Annotated in this window: 14 protein-coding genes; 9 read left to right on the top strand and 5 right to left on the bottom strand. The window is 56.1% G+C overall.

Annotated features, from left to right (window positions below):
* Positions 1-145 precede the first annotated feature (145 nt).
* Entirely contained in the window at positions 146-1,903 is a 1,758-nt protein-coding gene (locus SK47_RS20135) for a DUF4153 domain-containing protein (protein ID WP_048244978.1), read from the top strand.
* A gap of 122 nt (positions 1,904-2,025) precedes the next feature.
* On the opposite strand, the gene hslO is transcribed toward SK47_RS20135, so the two are convergent.
* The 4 genes from hslO to SK47_RS20115 all read right to left on the bottom strand — a co-directional run bounded on the left by hslO (position 2,026) and on the right by SK47_RS20115 (position 6,213).
* Complete coding sequence (gene hslO / locus SK47_RS20130) at positions 2,026-2,910, bottom strand: Hsp33 family molecular chaperone HslO (protein ID WP_006812239.1); 885 nt, start codon at positions 2,908-2,910, stop codon at positions 2,026-2,028.
* Positions 2,911-2,928: 18 nt separating this feature from the next.
* A complete protein-coding gene (hslR, locus tag SK47_RS20125; RefSeq protein WP_003861618.1) occupies positions 2,929-3,330 on the bottom strand; it encodes a ribosome-associated heat shock protein Hsp15 in 402 nt (133 codons plus the stop codon).
* Complete coding sequence (gene yrfG, locus SK47_RS20120) at positions 3,327-4,010, bottom strand: GMP/IMP nucleotidase (RefSeq protein ID WP_023314955.1); 684 nt, start codon at positions 4,008-4,010, stop codon at positions 3,327-3,329. The genes hslR and yrfG overlap by 4 nt, the downstream gene beginning before the upstream one ends.
* A gap of 64 nt (positions 4,011-4,074) precedes the next feature.
* Complete coding sequence (locus tag SK47_RS20115) at positions 4,075-6,213, bottom strand: intracellular growth attenuator family protein (RefSeq protein ID WP_048241721.1); 2,139 nt, start codon at positions 6,211-6,213, stop codon at positions 4,075-4,077.
* A 327-nt stretch (positions 6,214-6,540) separates the two neighbouring features.
* Here SK47_RS20115 and nudE point away from each other — a divergent pair, with 327 nt between their 5' ends.
* Positions 6,541-7,101, top strand: a complete 561-nt coding sequence (gene nudE / locus SK47_RS20105; protein ID WP_048209889.1) for an ADP compounds hydrolase NudE — start codon at positions 6,541-6,543, stop codon at positions 7,099-7,101.
* A gap of 94 nt (positions 7,102-7,195) precedes the next feature.
* On the opposite strand, the gene mrcA is transcribed toward nudE, so the two are convergent.
* Positions 7,196-9,748, bottom strand: a complete 2,553-nt coding sequence (mrcA, locus tag SK47_RS20100; protein WP_003861623.1) for a peptidoglycan glycosyltransferase/peptidoglycan DD-transpeptidase MrcA — start codon at positions 9,746-9,748, stop codon at positions 7,196-7,198.
* 120 nt (positions 9,749-9,868) lie between these two features.
* Between mrcA and pilM the strand changes: the two genes are divergently transcribed.
* The 7 genes from pilM (at position 9,869) to aroB (ending at position 15,087) form a co-directional block, all read left to right on the top strand.
* Complete coding sequence (gene pilM, locus SK47_RS20095; RefSeq protein ID WP_045894715.1) at positions 9,869-10,642, top strand: pilus assembly protein PilM; 774 nt, start codon at positions 9,869-9,871, stop codon at positions 10,640-10,642.
* A complete protein-coding gene (locus SK47_RS20090; protein ID WP_023314951.1) occupies positions 10,642-11,133 on the top strand; it encodes a PilN domain-containing protein in 492 nt (163 codons plus the stop codon). The genes pilM and SK47_RS20090 overlap by 1 nt, the downstream gene beginning before the upstream one ends.
* A 276-nt stretch (positions 11,134-11,409) precedes the next feature.
* Positions 11,410-11,589 carry a HofO family protein gene (locus SK47_RS24385; RefSeq protein ID WP_022651950.1) on the top strand — a complete coding sequence of 60 codons (180 nt, stop codon included), beginning with the start codon at positions 11,410-11,412 and terminating at the stop codon, positions 11,587-11,589.
* A complete protein-coding gene (locus SK47_RS20080; RefSeq protein WP_048244976.1) occupies positions 11,579-11,983 on the top strand; it encodes a HofP DNA utilization family protein in 405 nt (134 codons plus the stop codon). Before SK47_RS24385 ends, SK47_RS20080 begins: the two co-directional genes overlap by 11 nt.
* Positions 11,895-13,133 (top strand): DNA uptake porin HofQ, encoded by a 1,239-nt coding sequence (gene hofQ / locus SK47_RS20075; RefSeq protein WP_048244975.1) that lies wholly within the window; start codon positions 11,895-11,897, stop codon positions 13,131-13,133. Before SK47_RS20080 ends, hofQ begins: the two co-directional genes overlap by 89 nt.
* A 286-nt stretch (positions 13,134-13,419) precedes the next feature.
* Positions 13,420-13,941, top strand: a complete 522-nt coding sequence (gene aroK, locus SK47_RS20065) for a shikimate kinase AroK (RefSeq protein WP_003861630.1) — start codon at positions 13,420-13,422, stop codon at positions 13,939-13,941.
* A gap of 57 nt (positions 13,942-13,998) precedes the next feature.
* Entirely contained in the window at positions 13,999-15,087 is a 1,089-nt protein-coding gene (gene aroB, locus SK47_RS20060) for a 3-dehydroquinate synthase (RefSeq protein WP_003861631.1), read from the top strand.
* Positions 15,088-15,153 lie beyond the last annotated feature (66 nt).

Raw genomic sequence — 15,153 nt, 5'->3', positions numbered from 1 at the left:
ATCGCATACATGTAAGAAAATTACGTAAGGGTTACACTGGGAAAACGATTCAGGTCTCTTGGGTCAGCTATTTTCAGAGTTTGAGGTGGGGGCCAGAGTTTTGCTTTGATGAGACAATAGATTTTTCATGAACAAGGGATGAGAAATGGAAAACCGTGAGACGTTATCCGCTTTAACGCGCGTAGCCGTCGTGCTGGCGGGGGCTCTACAGGGCGTAATTTGCTATGTAATTACGTGGTATATCGAGTACGCAAAATTGCCATCGGATACGCTGTGGCTGATGTGTGTAGTACCTGCCACCGTGGTAATGACAACCACGTTGTCTCTTGCCATGACGTCATTCAGAAAGCCATTTTTGTGGCTGTCACTCGGGATGATCGGCGCGGCAGTCGCGGGTATGGGCGGCTGGCTTAAGTGGAGCGTTGCAGGACTCGAAAGCTGGAGTCTCAGAGATGAGATGCTCGTTTTCGGCTTTCATCTGCTGCTGATGACGCTGTTCGTGTTGCCATGGCTTCAGCGGCGTCTGGATCCCGTCCCGACTACCTCGTTCTACAGCGACTTTTATCAACGAAACTGGCATAACGCGCTGACACTGCTCATTATTTTTGTTTCGAATGGTCTCTTCTGGCTGGTGCTTTTCCTCTGGGCCGAGCTTTTCGAACTTATCGGCATCGGCTTTTTTGATCGTCTTTTCTTTCATTCTGACGGGTTTATTTCAGTGGCGATTGGCGTGGTTTCAGCCAGTGCGGCCGTGCTCACGCGTATGCAGGTAAGGTTAATCCATGCCTTGCAAAATCTGCTGACCCTCATCGCCACCGGTCTGCTTCCCCTAATGGCGGCGCTGGCGCTGCTCTTTATTGGCGCGTTGCCTTTTGTCGGCTTTGAATCCATTTCAGCCAGAATATCCGCCGCGGGCTTGCTGACCACCTTAGCGCTGCTGCTGTTATTCCTGGTGACGATAGTGTGGCATCCACAGCGTCAAACACTGCCTTACTATGCCCCGCTGCGAGGGATGATTCGCCTCGCTGTGGCTATCGTACCCGCGTATCCGGTTCTGGCGGGGTGGGCGCTGTGGCTACGCATTTCGCAATACGGCTGGTCACCCGAGCGTCTGTACGGGGTATTGATAACCATCGTGGCGCTGGTCTGGGCGATCGGTTTTTGCGCCAGCGCTCTGATTCAGCGCCGTGAACCGCAGAAGATCCATGCGTACGTCATCCCGGCGACCGGGCTGCTTTCCCTCATTTTCCTGGCGTTGGTCCATACCCCCGTGCTGGATCCGTGGCGAATAAGTGTTGCAAGCCATATGGCCCGCTATCAGGACGGCAGAATAACTGCGGATCAAGTCAGCCTGTATATGCTCAGTAACGCTGGACGAAAGGGGCGGGAGGCGATGCTCACGCTGCAAAACGATCCGCAGTTTATCTCTAACCCAAAACGCCAGCGTGAAATAAAAGGTCTTCTCTCTAGGAATGCTGGCGGAGCAGGTAAGATGACCGCCGCGATGCTGGAAAAACAGGTCCAGCTCGCACCGGGAATGGCTCATCCTGATAAGACATTGTGGCAAGCCATGCTCAGCAATCAGTATCGCTTCGAGAGCTGCGATAGCGCCCAGAGTAACTGTTTACTTATGCCGCTGGATCTTAACAGCGACGGCAAGCCGGAAGCCGTGCTATTTCAATTTACCGATCGCACGATCGTGGCTTACACACAAACTAACACGGGCTGGAGGATCGCCGGGGACGCGTGGAAAATGCCGGAGGCATTGACCAGAGGAGAACTTGACCGCGCATTAAGGCAGAGGAAAGTGAAATCTGTCGTGAAGCCCTGGGCGGATATTGAGATTTTTGGGGAGCGTGTCGATATGAGCTACGACAGTTACAATAATGCGCAGTGGCGTTAGTGCTTTTTCTTGCCGGGTGGCGCTACGCTTACCCGGCCTACAATTAGCAATCATATCAAAAAATTGCACAATTCATTGTAGGCCCGTGCGAGCATAGCGCCGCCGGGCATCAGGCTCAGAGCTTAGTGAACCTGCGGATCCGCCGGAGAGGCGTTATTGCGGATCTCCGCGATATCCATCGAATTGAACACGTAGTGCGTACCGCAGTAGTCACAGTGCATATCGATTTCACCGTCTTCCGCCATGATGCTGTCGATCTCTTCATCCGGCAGCGTTTTCAGGGCACCAGCACAACGCTCGCGGGAGCAGGTGCACTTAAATTCCACCGCCTGCGGATCGTAAACCGTCACTTCTTCTTCGTGGTAGAGACGCCACAGCACGTCGGTCGCCGACAGGGTGAACAGCTCTTCCGCTTTGATGGTTTCCGTCAGCGTTGCCAGATGCTCGAAATCATTGGTCTGTGCATCCTGCGCAGGCAGAACCTGAAGCAGCATACCACCGGCAGCAGGCTGACCATCTACTTCACCGGTGCGGATGAACAGGCGGGTTGGCAGCTGTTCGGAACGCATGAAGTAATCTTCCAGGCAGGCGGCAAGCGTATCGCCTTCCAGACCGACAACGCCCTGATAGCGCTCACCCTCTTCAGGCGAAATCGTGATAACCAGGTAGCCATTTCCGACCAGCGTTTTCAGATCCGCATTTTCAGGGATATCGCCCTGAACGCGCGCCACGCCGCGCATTTGCTGCTGGTTATTACCGTTGATCACCGCCAGCGACATCGGGCCATCACCCTGCAACTGAACGGTAATATCGCCAGCGAACTTCAGCGTGGCGGTCAGCAGGCTGGTGGCAACCAGCAGTTCGCCCAACAGGGTTTTCACCGGCAGCGGGTAGTTGTGGTTTTCCAGAATCTGTTTCCAGGTTTCGGATACGGTGACCAGCTCGCCGCGCACGGCGAATTGTTCAAACAGATAGCGGTGTAATTGGTCGTGTTGGGCCATTTTCATCTCTCGTGCAGGTGAGGGTTACTCGCTCTCACCGTGTTTAAATTTCATCAGATCGCGGCGCTCTTTTTTATCCGGTCGCCGGTCCGGGTGAGGCATAGTTAGCGCGTTCATTTTGCGCGCCAGCGCGGTTTTCTCGCGCTTCTCTATGCTTTCGGCCGTCTCTTCATACAGCAAAACGGCTTCGGTTGCGGGCCGCCGTTGTTCGGTAATGGCTTTCACCACCACCGTTTTCTCATCGTTGCCCTGGCGAAGCGTTAACGTGGCATTCAGTTCAACCAGCTTGCTCGGTTTGCTGCGCTGACCGTTGTAATGCACCTTTCCGCCGTCAACCATTTCACGGGCAAGGGCGCGCGTTTTGTAAAAACGGGCGGCCCACAGCCATTTATCCAGTCTTACCCCATCAGAGGGTTTTTCTTTCATGGCGTCTCCTTCACGGTGAGTGAGGGGATCATCCGGCGATAGTCGTTCAGCCCCGGATGTCGCAGATAGCTTTTTTCAGCCAGGCCGGAATCCGGATTGGTCACGCCCAGACAATAGCGAATGCCAAAAGCGGCCGCAGAATCCAGAATCGGCTCGCTGTCGTCAATAAACAGCGTGCGTTCCGGCTGTAAACCGGTTTCTTCTACCACGGCATGCCACAACCGCTGATCCTCTTTCGGATAACCAAATGTGTGGGTGGAAAGCAATAAATCAAGGTGTGAAGCAAGCCCGGTATGCTCCAGCTTCACGGCCAGGTTATGGGGATGCGCATTTGTCAGCAAAATACGGCGCTTACCGCAGGCTTTCAGCGCGTCCAGGAACGGGACCGTATCTTCGCGCAGTACGGCGCGTGCGCCCTGGGCGGTGGTCATGGCACAAATATCCAAACCGAGTCGCTCGCTCCAGTAGTCAAGACAGTACCAGTTTAGCGTATGCTGCACCGCGCTATATTGCGAACGAATGAATTCCTGCGCTTCTGCCGGGGAGATCCCCTGCTGTTCACCGTAAGTTTCCGGGACCAGCTTTTGCCAGAAATAGTTATCAAAGGCGAGATCAAGCAGCGTGCCGTCCATATCAAGCAGGACGGTATCGACCGCCTGCCAGTCGATATCAAGATGCATAAGGGGGAACTCCAGCCAGAAGAAACGTGCGCGACAGGGTAGCACAACTTGTCGCGCAGGGACGTTATCCGATCAGGCTCTCAGAAGAGGAGATCAGTTTCGGGTTAAGGCAATTTTCGTAGTAGGCCTGGATTTCTGCCAGCCGCGTGCGGGAACGCTGATAGCGGCGTACGGCCTGATAACCGTTCCAGACGATGCACGCCAGCATCGCAATCAGCAGCAGGGATGTCCCTATATAGCGCCACAGGCCAGCGCTATCCGGCATACGGTGCAGGCCAATATGACGCGTGCCGTTGGCGTCGGTGAAGAGGGTGGTGACGATCCCTTCCGCGCTGAATGGCGTCTGCATCAGCATCTGCGCCAGACGCTGGAATTCGCTCCACTGCTCCTGGGCAGGATAGTCATACAGCGAAACCTGCGGATAAGGTTGATCCACCAGGTCGCTGCCTTCATCGCTGGCAATCACAAAACCGCCCGGCGCCGGGCTGTTAAGCGCCTGGGCGGCACGGGTGGTTTCACGCATCACGAAGGGGGCGGTAGAGGTCGCCACCAGATTATCCAGCGACTCGGCGCTGACCGGACGCAGAAGCACGTTCACACCGTCCAGGCGTCCCGCTTCGGCGCGTTTCACCAGCGCGTCCCAGTCTTTGCTGTTGCCGAGGTTGACCAGCGCGTTCTTCAGCCGGATACAGTCATCCTGGGCGGAACAGAGATCCTCTGTTTTCAGGACGATTTCGCCAAAGTCATCCAGCAGCACCATACCCGACTTCTGAATAGCCGAACGCAGGGCAGGGCTGACGCGAGAATCATCATCCGGTTTTGGATGGAGCTGGCGATTAATCGTCTGGGTGAGCGCAGTGGCCTTATTGACCACATCCGATTCCGGCAGCGGCAGCGGAGAGGCGTCATTCCAGATGATCTGAGAGCAGTCGAACGGCGCGAACGGCGAGTTCTGGCGCGTGTTCCAGGCACCCGGTGAGTGGATATTACACATCCCGGTGCCTTTGAGGCGCAACGTATCCCCCACGCGTACACCCGCTTCTTCGAGCTGCTGTACGCTGGTGGCTTCCACGGTTTGCGCCCCTTTAATCCATGACAGGGTAAATTTAATTGGCATATCCAGCGGCACGAAAAGCAGCAGCATGAGGAAGATTAACGCGGCGCCACCGGCAATCACCGCGCTGCGAAGCCAGTGCTGAAGCGGGAAGTTTTTTACTTCGTCGTGCAGGGATAAGTAACGTCCCTGGCGTACAACGTGGCGGTCGAGATAGATATCAATATCCGTTTTGTGGCCCAGGTCCTGCGCAATCCACGGCTGCCAGTGGCGTGGATAGATAAGATCGATGATCCCGAGCGAGATATTGTTGATATGTTCCTGATCGTTCTCACCGAACAGTCCCCAGCGTTTTGGGGTTCCGCGCAGGCAGTGAATTTCGCGTAATGACGTTTTTGCCGGCGGGGCAAATATGCCCCACAGCCCGGCGGCCAGAAGCAGTACTGCGCCACCCGCGAGCCACGGAACAAACACGTCCGGCGTCAGCAGGCAGATGAAAAAGAGCAGGAACGAGGCGACAATCAGCACCGCTTCGCGAATGCCATCCGGGCGGCTCAGGACGTACTCTTCATGCGTTTCCTGGCGGATGTTGAGCAGTTCAATCTGCTCTGTCTCTTCACCACGAATAGAGGCCTGCGTTCCGCTCGCGCGTTCCAGCGCAAAGCGTGGCGCTTCCTGAACATATTCGCTCAGAGTATGACCATTGAGGGAGATAACCAGCGGCAGCGTATCGGTATGGATGAGCTCGACGCTGTTTTCGTCGTTAATATACTGTTCCCAGAAGGGAGGCAGGTGTACTTCAACAGAGTCGAGATAGTAACGCCATTTGTTGGGATCGTCGGTTGTGATGCCGTAGCGGGTAATGGAGCGCGTCACGCACAGAACGGTGTCGCTTTGGGCGTTTAGGTTGAGCGATACGGGGGCGGCGCTGGCGCCGGTAGGGCCAGGCGAAAGCCGGGATCGGTTCAGCGTGTCGAGATACTGCTCAACGGTGCTGCGTTCCTCTGGCGAAAGCTTGCGCGTGTTTGCTCCGGCGAACGCGTTTAAAAAGGGCAGCCGATAACGGCGATGTACGCGGCGCCTGAATACCCACACCGCAATCGACGCGCAGGCCAGCACAGCAGCGAGAAAAATCAAAATGGTGCTCATGCTTTCCCCATCTTACTTATCTTCTTACAGGTGTTGTCAGTCGCACCTTTTGTACAATGAATGAGATTCTGTGGTCGGCTATCGGCAAGTATGGAGTCTAACTTGAGCATGTTGACGCGCATCCCAGTGACCGGTAATGATAACAAAGCCTGTTCCGGCGCGATATCAGCAAATTCCTGGAAACATTTCAACCTCTTGACATTTGTTTTGAAATGAGAATCGCATTCAATTACGTTGCATAAATGTAAATAAAGAGCAATTGACATTGCCGAAACCGTGCGGCGTATCGCACAATAAAGCCAGTTCACCCAGCAAAGACCCGTCAAGATGACCAAACCCTTACAAAAGCCCACCATTCTGAATGTTGAAACCGTCGCGAAATCGCGTCTGTTTAATGTCGAAAGCGTGGATCTGGAGTTCAGCAACGGTGTGCGTCGTGTTTATGAGCGTATGCGCCCCTCCTCGCGTGAAGCGGTGATGATAGTGCCTATCGTCGACGAGCACCTGATCCTCATTCGTGAATACGCCGTGGGCACTGAATCCTACGAGCTGGGCTTCTCCAAAGGACTGATCGATCCGGGCGAAACGGTGTTTGAAGCGGCAAACCGGGAGCTGAAAGAAGAGGTCGGTTTTGGCGCGAAAGAGCTGACGTTCCTGAAAAAGCTGAGCATGGCGCCGTCCTATTTCTCCAGCAAAATGAACATCGTTGTCGCGGAAGGTCTCTATCCTGAATCGCTGGAAGGAGACGAGCCGGAACCGCTGCCGCAGGTTCGCTGGCCGCTGGCTCATCTGATGGATTTGCTGGAAGATCCTGACTTTAACGAGGCACGCAACGTGAGCGCACTGTTCCTGGTACGAGAGTGGCTGAAGGGGCAGGGTCGTTTGTAGCGCCACCATTAAAAACGGCAACCGAAGGTTGCCGTTTTGCATTGATGTTGTAGGCCGGGTCAGGCGTAGTCGCCACCCGGCTTTTTAGTTGGCGTCAGAACAGTTCGTGCGTCTCGCCGTTATCAATGATCTCTGTACCCACCTCATGCACCGCCTGCGTGGTTGGCTGCGTACCCTCGATGAAATACTCGGCACGGCTATTACCGCCATTCGCGAGCTGTCCAGTGCTGCGGTCAATATTGATCGTGACAATGCCCGGCGGAGGCGTTAGCGGCTGCTCCGGCACGCCCTCGAGAGCGGCCTTCATGTAAGCATCCCAGGCCGGTTGCGCACTCTTAGCCCCACCCTCGTAACCGGAAATCTGATCTTTAATCGCGCCAGAAGCGGTTGTGCGCCCCAGAGTGCGGCGGTGATCGTCAAAACCAATCCAGACCGAGGTGACAACGCCCGGGCCATAACCTGAGAACCAGGCATCTTTTGAACTGTTGGTTGTCCCGGTTTTGCCGCCGATGTCGTGGCGCTGCAAATCGCGGCCCGCTCGCCAGCCGGTGCCTTGCCAGCCCGGTTCGCCAAAGATGTTGGTGTTCAGTGCGCTCTTAATCAGGAACGACAGCGGCGTGCTGATCACGTGCGGGGCGTACTCCTGCGCGCCACTCTGGGCGACCAGCGCCTGATTGGCCTGTTCCAGCTGAGGCTGCGGCACCGCCAGATTCTGACGTTCCTGAGAGATCGCCACATCTTCCATATCCTTGTTTTCCAGGACATTGGATTTTGGCGTGTCGCCGTAAATCACCGGAATATCGCATTCAGGGCAGGCAATTTTCGGTTTCGCTTCAAACAGTACGCCGCCCTGATCGTTCTCGATTTTGCTGATGAAATACGGATCGACCAGGAAGCCGCCGTTCGCCATCACCGAATAGCCACGCGCAACCTGGAGCGGCGTAAAGGACGCGGAGCCGAGCGCCAGAGATTCAGTATGAACGATGTTTTGCGCCGGGAAGCCGAAGCGTTGCAGATACTCTGCCGCATAATCCACGCCCATCGCACGCATCGCGCGAACCATGACCACGTTCTTCGACTGGCCAAGGCCCTGACGCAGACGGATAGGGCCAGCGTATTGCGCCGGAGAGTTCTTCGGCTGCCAGTCAGAGCCCGCACCGGCATCCCAGCGGGAAATTGGCACGTCGTTGAGAATGCTGGCGAGAGTCAGCCCCTTATCCATCGCCGCGGTATACAGGAATGGTTTGATGTTAGAACCAACCTGACGCAGCGCCTGGGTCGCGCGGTTAAATTTGCTCTGGTTGAAATCGAACCCGCCAACCAGCGCCATCACGGCGCCGTTCTGCGGATTGATGGAGACCAGCGCAGAGTTTACGTCCGGCACCTGCGCCAGCCACCAGGCATCACCGACCTGACGCACCCAGATTTGTTGTCCGGTTTGTACGACATCGGTCACTTTACGTGGCGTTGGCCCCTGAAGGGTGTCAGAACGGTATGGACGCGCCCAGCGGACACCCTCCATGCGCAGCGAAACGGATGTGCCATCGGCCATCATCGCCACCGCTTCCTGTGGATCGGCCTGGGTGACGACCGCCGGACGCAGCGGGCCATAGGTCGGCAGCGCTTTCAGGGAATCCGTGATTTTTTTACTGTCCCATGCGCCTTCACCCACTTTCCACAGCACGTTGGACGGGCCGCGGTAGCCGTGACGCATATCGTAATCCATCACGTTATTACGCACCGCCTGCTGGGCAGCCTGCTGCACCTTGCGGGTCACGGTGGTATAGACGCGATAACCATCTTCATACGCTTTATCACCGTAGCGACTCACCATCTCCTGGCGAACCATTTCAGTGAGATACGGGGCAGAGAAAGCGATTTCCGGCGCATGGTAATTGGCGTCAATAACGTCGCTGCGCGCCTTATCGTACTCAGACTGGCTGATATAGCCTTCGCTCAACATACGCGACAGCACCACGTTACGGCGCGCGGTGGCGCGGTCCAGCGAGTAGAGCGGGTTAAAGGTGGATGGCGCTTTTGGCAGGCCGGCAATGGTCGCCATTTCGCTCAGCGTGAGCTGATCGATCGGCTTACCAAAATAGACCTGAGCCGCAGCCCCTACGCCATAGGCGCGGTAGCCCAGATAGATCTTGTTGAGGTAAAGCTCAAGGATCTCGTCTTTGCTCAGCAGTTGCTCAATGCGGATCGCGAGGAACACCTCTTTGATCTTACGCATCAGCGTCTTTTCCGGGCTGAGGAAGAAGTTACGCGCCAGCTGCTGGGTAATGGTACTTGCCCCCTGAGAGGCATGACCGGAGAACAGCGCCACGCTTGCCGCACGGAAAATACCGACCGGATCGACACCGTGGTGCTCGTAAAAACGGCTGTCCTCGGTGGCGATAAAAGCCTTCACCATCACGGGTGGAATTTGATTTAAGGTCAGTGGGATACGACGTTTCTCGCCGTATTGCGCCATCAGTTCACCATCGGCGCTATAGACCTGCATAGGGATCTGAAGCCGCACATCACGAAGCGTGGCGACATCAGGGAGTTGCGGCTCGACATATTTGTACAAACCAATAATCGAGCCTGCTCCCAGCAGAATGCAACAGACTGCAAGGATCAATAAATACTTTACGAACTTCACCGGAGATTTCCCATTTGGTTTAGCCTGGGCAGTTTCTAAACAATCGCGCGGTAGTATAAAGGCAAGCCTGATTCATTGATATAGCCGTCACTCCGACGGGCGATAAGGAGATCGTGAAGCATGGCTTTTAAAACGTGGCAAGCAGGTGTTCATATTCAACAGGATAAGGTGGTTGCGGTAGCGCTGACCAGAGAGCGGGCCGGATGGCGTTTACGGCGCTGGTGGGCGGTGCCGCTGTCGGACGGCGTTATCGGGGAAGGCAAAATACTTAAGCCAGAAGAGCTGGTTAACGCATTACGTGGCTGGCGGAAAACATTGCCGCACTCGCATCGGGTATTCCTCTCATTTCCGGCAACGCGCGTTCTGCAACGCGCGTTGCCCCGTCCATCCGTTACCTTGCGTGACAGCGAACAGCTCACCTGGGTAGGCGCCGCATTAGCGCGTGAGCTGGAGATGCCCGCCGATACGCTCTGCTTTGACTACGCGCAGGATACGTTCAGCAACACTTTTCAGGTTACCGCAGCGCAAAACAGAGAAGTCGATACCCTGTTGACGCTGGCGAACGCGCTGCGTTTGCGTCTGGCAGCAATCGCCCCGGATGCCGGCGCGCTGGCTAATCTTCTCTCTGCTGTTGCCCCCGCCCGGTGCGTCGCCTGGAGAGATCAACACCAGTGGCTATGGGCGATGCGTCACCAGTGGGGGCGGCGTTACACCACAGAAGCGGCGACGGTGAATGAACTGGCGGCGCTGCTTGCGCTTTCTTCTTCTGATATCGCCGTGTTTGATGCTGCCCGCGATCCCTGGGAAGCGGTGACGCTGTGCCAGCCGCCGCTGCCGGAATGCGGTGCTGATTACACCGTCGCCCTGGCGCTGGCCATGAGCGAGGCGCCGTAATGAGCATGCCCAATCTTTTACCCTGGCGTCGGCAGCAACGTAATCAGCGCCTGCGTTTCTGGGGGCTGCTGTTTGCCGCCTCATTGCTGGTGATGCTGGCGGGTGGTTTCAGTCTGCGGGCGACGCAGTCTCTCGCGTTACAGGCGTTGCAGAGCGAACTGGCGGGGACTCGGGCGGTGCAGAAAGTATTGAGAGCCCGTCAGCCGCAGTCAGCGGGGCTGAAAACCCCTTCGCCGCCGTCTGATCCGGCCTGGCAACCCGCGCTGGAATCGCTTGCCAGCGCAATGCCCCGGCAGGCGTGGCTGACGGCGCTGCGTTATCAGCCACCCTCGCTGACCCTGACCGGCTATACCACTTCACTGCCAGCGCTCGCAGCCATGACCGATGCGCTGAAAAGGGTGACGGGATTTAACCCCGGACCGGCAGGCGAACTGCAACAGGATAGCCTGGGGCGATGGATGTTCTCTTTTAAACTGCATAGCCGGAGGTAGCCGGTGGGTATCTGGTATCAACGCTGGGCTGATGCACGTCCTTCCCGGCGCGTCCTTTGCTGGTTGATCGCGTCGGGGCTTGTTGCGTGGGCAATTTGGGGACTGCTGCTCAGGCCCGCTGCTCTGCGTTACGCCGATGTTCAGGCGCAGGCCATCAGTGCGAAGCGAATCAACGCCTCGCTGTGGCCAGAGGCCGGACGGCAAGCAGTGTTTACGCAAGTGACGCCCTCGCGGCCCTTTTCTCCCCTGGCATTTCAGCGTGAGGACGCAAGACTGGTGTACTGGAAGCCGCAGCAGAGTGGGGGAGAGCTGGCGCTGGATGCCTCATGGGGCGCGGTTCCGGCGCTCTTTTCCCGGCTGGCGCTTGAGAACGTGCGGGTGAGTGCGTTTTCCATCATCCCACAGGGCAAACAGTTACGCCTCAGCCTGCAACTGGAGATCGGTCATGCGCAGTAAAGCCCGTTTAGTCATCCTGCTTTCTCAGCTTTTCCTGACCGGGATGCGGGATCCCTTCTCTGTGCCGGAAGAGCGTTGCGCAGCCGGGCAGCTCAGCCAGTGGCGGTATCAGGGGATAGTCAGCGGCAGCAGGGATATCGGCCTTATGCAGGACGGGCAGAAACGCTGGCACCGGGTAAAAACGCAGATGCGGTTACCGACAGGCTGGCGGGTGAGCGCGATAGATAGACAACAACTGACCGTTGATGTCGGCGATATGTGCGAGCCGAAGCGATGGACATGGCAACGAGAAGGAACGAAAAAAAGTGAAGATAAGGATAGGGCTGTTACTGGCGGTACTCAGCCAGCCCCTGTGGGCCGCGACGCCAAAACCGGTCACCCTGCTGGTGGATGATGTCCCGGTGGTGCAAATATTACAGGCGCTGGTAGCGCAGGAGGATCGCAATCTGGTGGTGTCGCCGGATGTCAGCGGTTCGCTTTCGCTGAATTTAACGCGGGTGCCCTGGAGGCAGGCGCTTCAGACGGTAGTGAACAGCGCCGGGCTGGTATTGCGGGAAGAGGGCGGCATTTTTTATGTGCATACGGCGGCCTGGCAACGGGAGCAACAGACGCGTAAAGAGCAGGAGCGGGCCCAGCGTCTGCTCGACGCCCCGCTGCACTCTCACAGCATTCCGTTTGCTTATGCGGATGCGGCCGAATTGCAAAAAGCGGCGGAAAAGCTCTTAAGCCCGAAAGGCAGTCTCTCCGTCGACAAGCGCACCAACCGTTTCCTGGTCAGGGATAACCAGACGGTGGTGGATATGCTCCAGCGCTGGGCTGTGCAGATGGATCTGCCCGTCGAGCAGGTGGAACTGGCGGCGCAGATTGTGACCATCAGTGAAAAAAGCCTGCGTGAACTGGGGGTGAAATGGAACCTCGCTGACGCAACGGAGGCCAGTAAAGTGGGTCAGGTCACGACGCTGGGTGCGGACCTGTCGGTGGCCAGTGCGACCACCCACGCAGGGTTTAACATCGGGCGCATCAACGGCAGGATGCTGGATCTTGAGTTGTCGGCGCTTGAGCAAAAGCAGCAGGTGGATATCATCGCCAGCCCGCGGCGGCTGGCATCGCACATGCAGCCGGCCAGCATCAAGCAGGGCAGCGAAATTCCGTATCAGGTTTCCAGCGGCGAGAGCGGGGCGACATCCGTTGAATTTAAAGAAGCGGTATTAGGCATGGAGGTCACGCCGGTGGTTCTGCCGGGTGGTCGTGTGCGCCTGAAATTGCATATCAGTGAAAATATGCCCGGCCAGGTGCTGCAACAGGCAGACGGAGAAACGCTGGCGATCGATAAGCAGGAGATCGAAACGCAGGTTGAGGTAAAAAGTGGGGAAACGCTCGCGCTGGGCGGGATCTTTTCGCAAAAGAATAAAACCGGACGCGACAGCGTGCCCGTGCTGGGCAACATTCCGTGGCTGGGTCAGCTGTTCCGCCATGACGGAAAAGATAACGAACGGCGCGAGTTAGTGGTGTTTATCACGCCACGTCTGGTCAGTATTCAGTAATGGGTAACGATCCCCGCAATGATTTTGCATTCAGTTTGTTGCAGATGTTTGACGTGGGGCATGAATTAGCATACAAGGAGTACCGATTTGAGTTGGACTTACGTCTTATTTCCTTATGCGCCGGGAACGGTGATTTAATCAGTTGCCAAACAAGCCGGAGTATTGAGATAATTTTTCGTCTGACTCTCGCTCTATTGCAAATGAGGTTTCAGTTCATGTCCTGCTACGCCGGGTGTCTGCGCAGCGGGGATTACCATTAACGAATAGTCTTAGTAGTACCGAAAAAATGGCAGAGAAACGCAATATCTTTCTGGTTGGGCCTATGGGTGCCGGCAAAAGCACTATTGGGCGTCAGTTAGCTCAACAACTCAATATGGAATTTTACGATTCTGATCAAGAGATTGAGAAACGAACCGGAGCGGATGTGGGCTGGGTCTTCGACGTAGAAGGCGAAGAAGGTTTCCGTGACCGAGAAGAAAAAGTGATCAACGAACTCACGGAAAAACAGGGCATTGTGCTGGCAACTGGCGGCGGCTCTGTAAAATCTCGCGAAACCCGCAACCGTCTCTCCGCCCGTGGCGTAGTGGTCTATCTTGAGACGACCATCGAAAAACAGCTGGCACGCACGCAGCGTGATAAAAAGCGCCCGTTGTTGCAGGTTGAAACACCGCCACGTGAAGTTCTGGAAGCTTTGGCCGATGAACGCAATCCTCTGTACGAAGAGATTGCTGATGTGACCATTCGTACTGACGATCAAAGCGCTAAAGTGGTTGCAAACCAGATTATTCATATGCTGGAAAGCAACTGATTCTGGCTATATATACACTCGCCTGCGGGTAAAAGCATTTAAGGTGGATGTCGCGTCATGGAGAGGATTACAGTTACTCTCGGGGAACGTAGTTACCCTATCACCATCGCGGCTGGTTTGTTTAACGACCCAGCTTCCTTCTTACCACTGAAAGCGGGTGATCAGGCGATGCTGGTCACCAACGAGACGCTGGCTCCGCTTTATCTCGACCGTGTACGTCACCTGCTTGAGCAGGCGGGCGTGAAGGTCGACAGTGTGATTCTGCCCGATGGCGAGCAGTACAAAAGCCTGACGGTACTGGATACCGTCTTTACCGCACTTCTGCAAAAACCGCACGGTCGTGATACAACACTGCTTGCCCTGGGCGGCGGCGTTGTGGGCGATCTGACCGGTTTTGCAGCCGCCAGCTACCAGCGCGGCGTGCGCTTTATTCAAATTCCAACCACGTTGCTCTCACAGGTCGATTCTTCTGTGGGCGGTAAAACGGCGGTTAACCATCCGCTCGGCAAAAACATGATTGGCGCGTTCTACCAGCCCGCCTCGGTGGTGGTGGATCTCGACTGTCTGAAAACCTTGCCAGCGCGCGAACTGGCGTCCGGCCTTGCAGAAGTGATCAAATACGGCATTATTCTTGACGGGGAGTTCTTCACCTGGCTGGAAGAGAATATGGATGCGCTGCTGCGCCTCGACGGGCAGGCAATGGCCTACTGTATTCGCCGTTGTTGTGAGCTGAAAGCAGAAGTCGTTGCCGCAGATGAGCGTGAAACCGGCTTACGTGCTTTACTGAATCTGGGGCATACGTTTGGTCATGCGATCGAAGCCGAAATGGGCTACGGTAACTGGCTTCACGGTGAAGCTGTCGCTGCCGGAATGGTTATGGCGGCGCGTGCCTCTGAACGTTTGGGGCAGTTCAGGCCGGAAGAGACAGCACGTATCATCGCGTTGCTTAAACGTGCTGGCTTGCCGGTAAGTGGTCCGCAGGAAATGTCTGCGCAGGCGTACCTTCCCCACATGATGCGCGATAAAAAAGTATTAGCAGGTGAGATGCGTCTGGTACTCCCGCTTGCAATAGGGAAAAGTGAAGTGCGCGGCGGAGTGCCGCACGAAGTCGTACTTGGCGCTATTGCTGATTGTCAGCAAGCGTAACAACTAGAAAGGTCAGACCGCTGTAACAGGTGGTCGTTTTAGCTTCAGGTTAATGCAGAGTCGTTG

Source organism: Enterobacter sp. BWH52 (assembly GCF_001037565.1).
GTDB classification, from domain to species: domain Bacteria; phylum Pseudomonadota; class Gammaproteobacteria; order Enterobacterales; family Enterobacteriaceae; genus Enterobacter; species Enterobacter hormaechei_C.
This window is presented reverse-complemented; position numbering and strand designations above follow the sequence as displayed.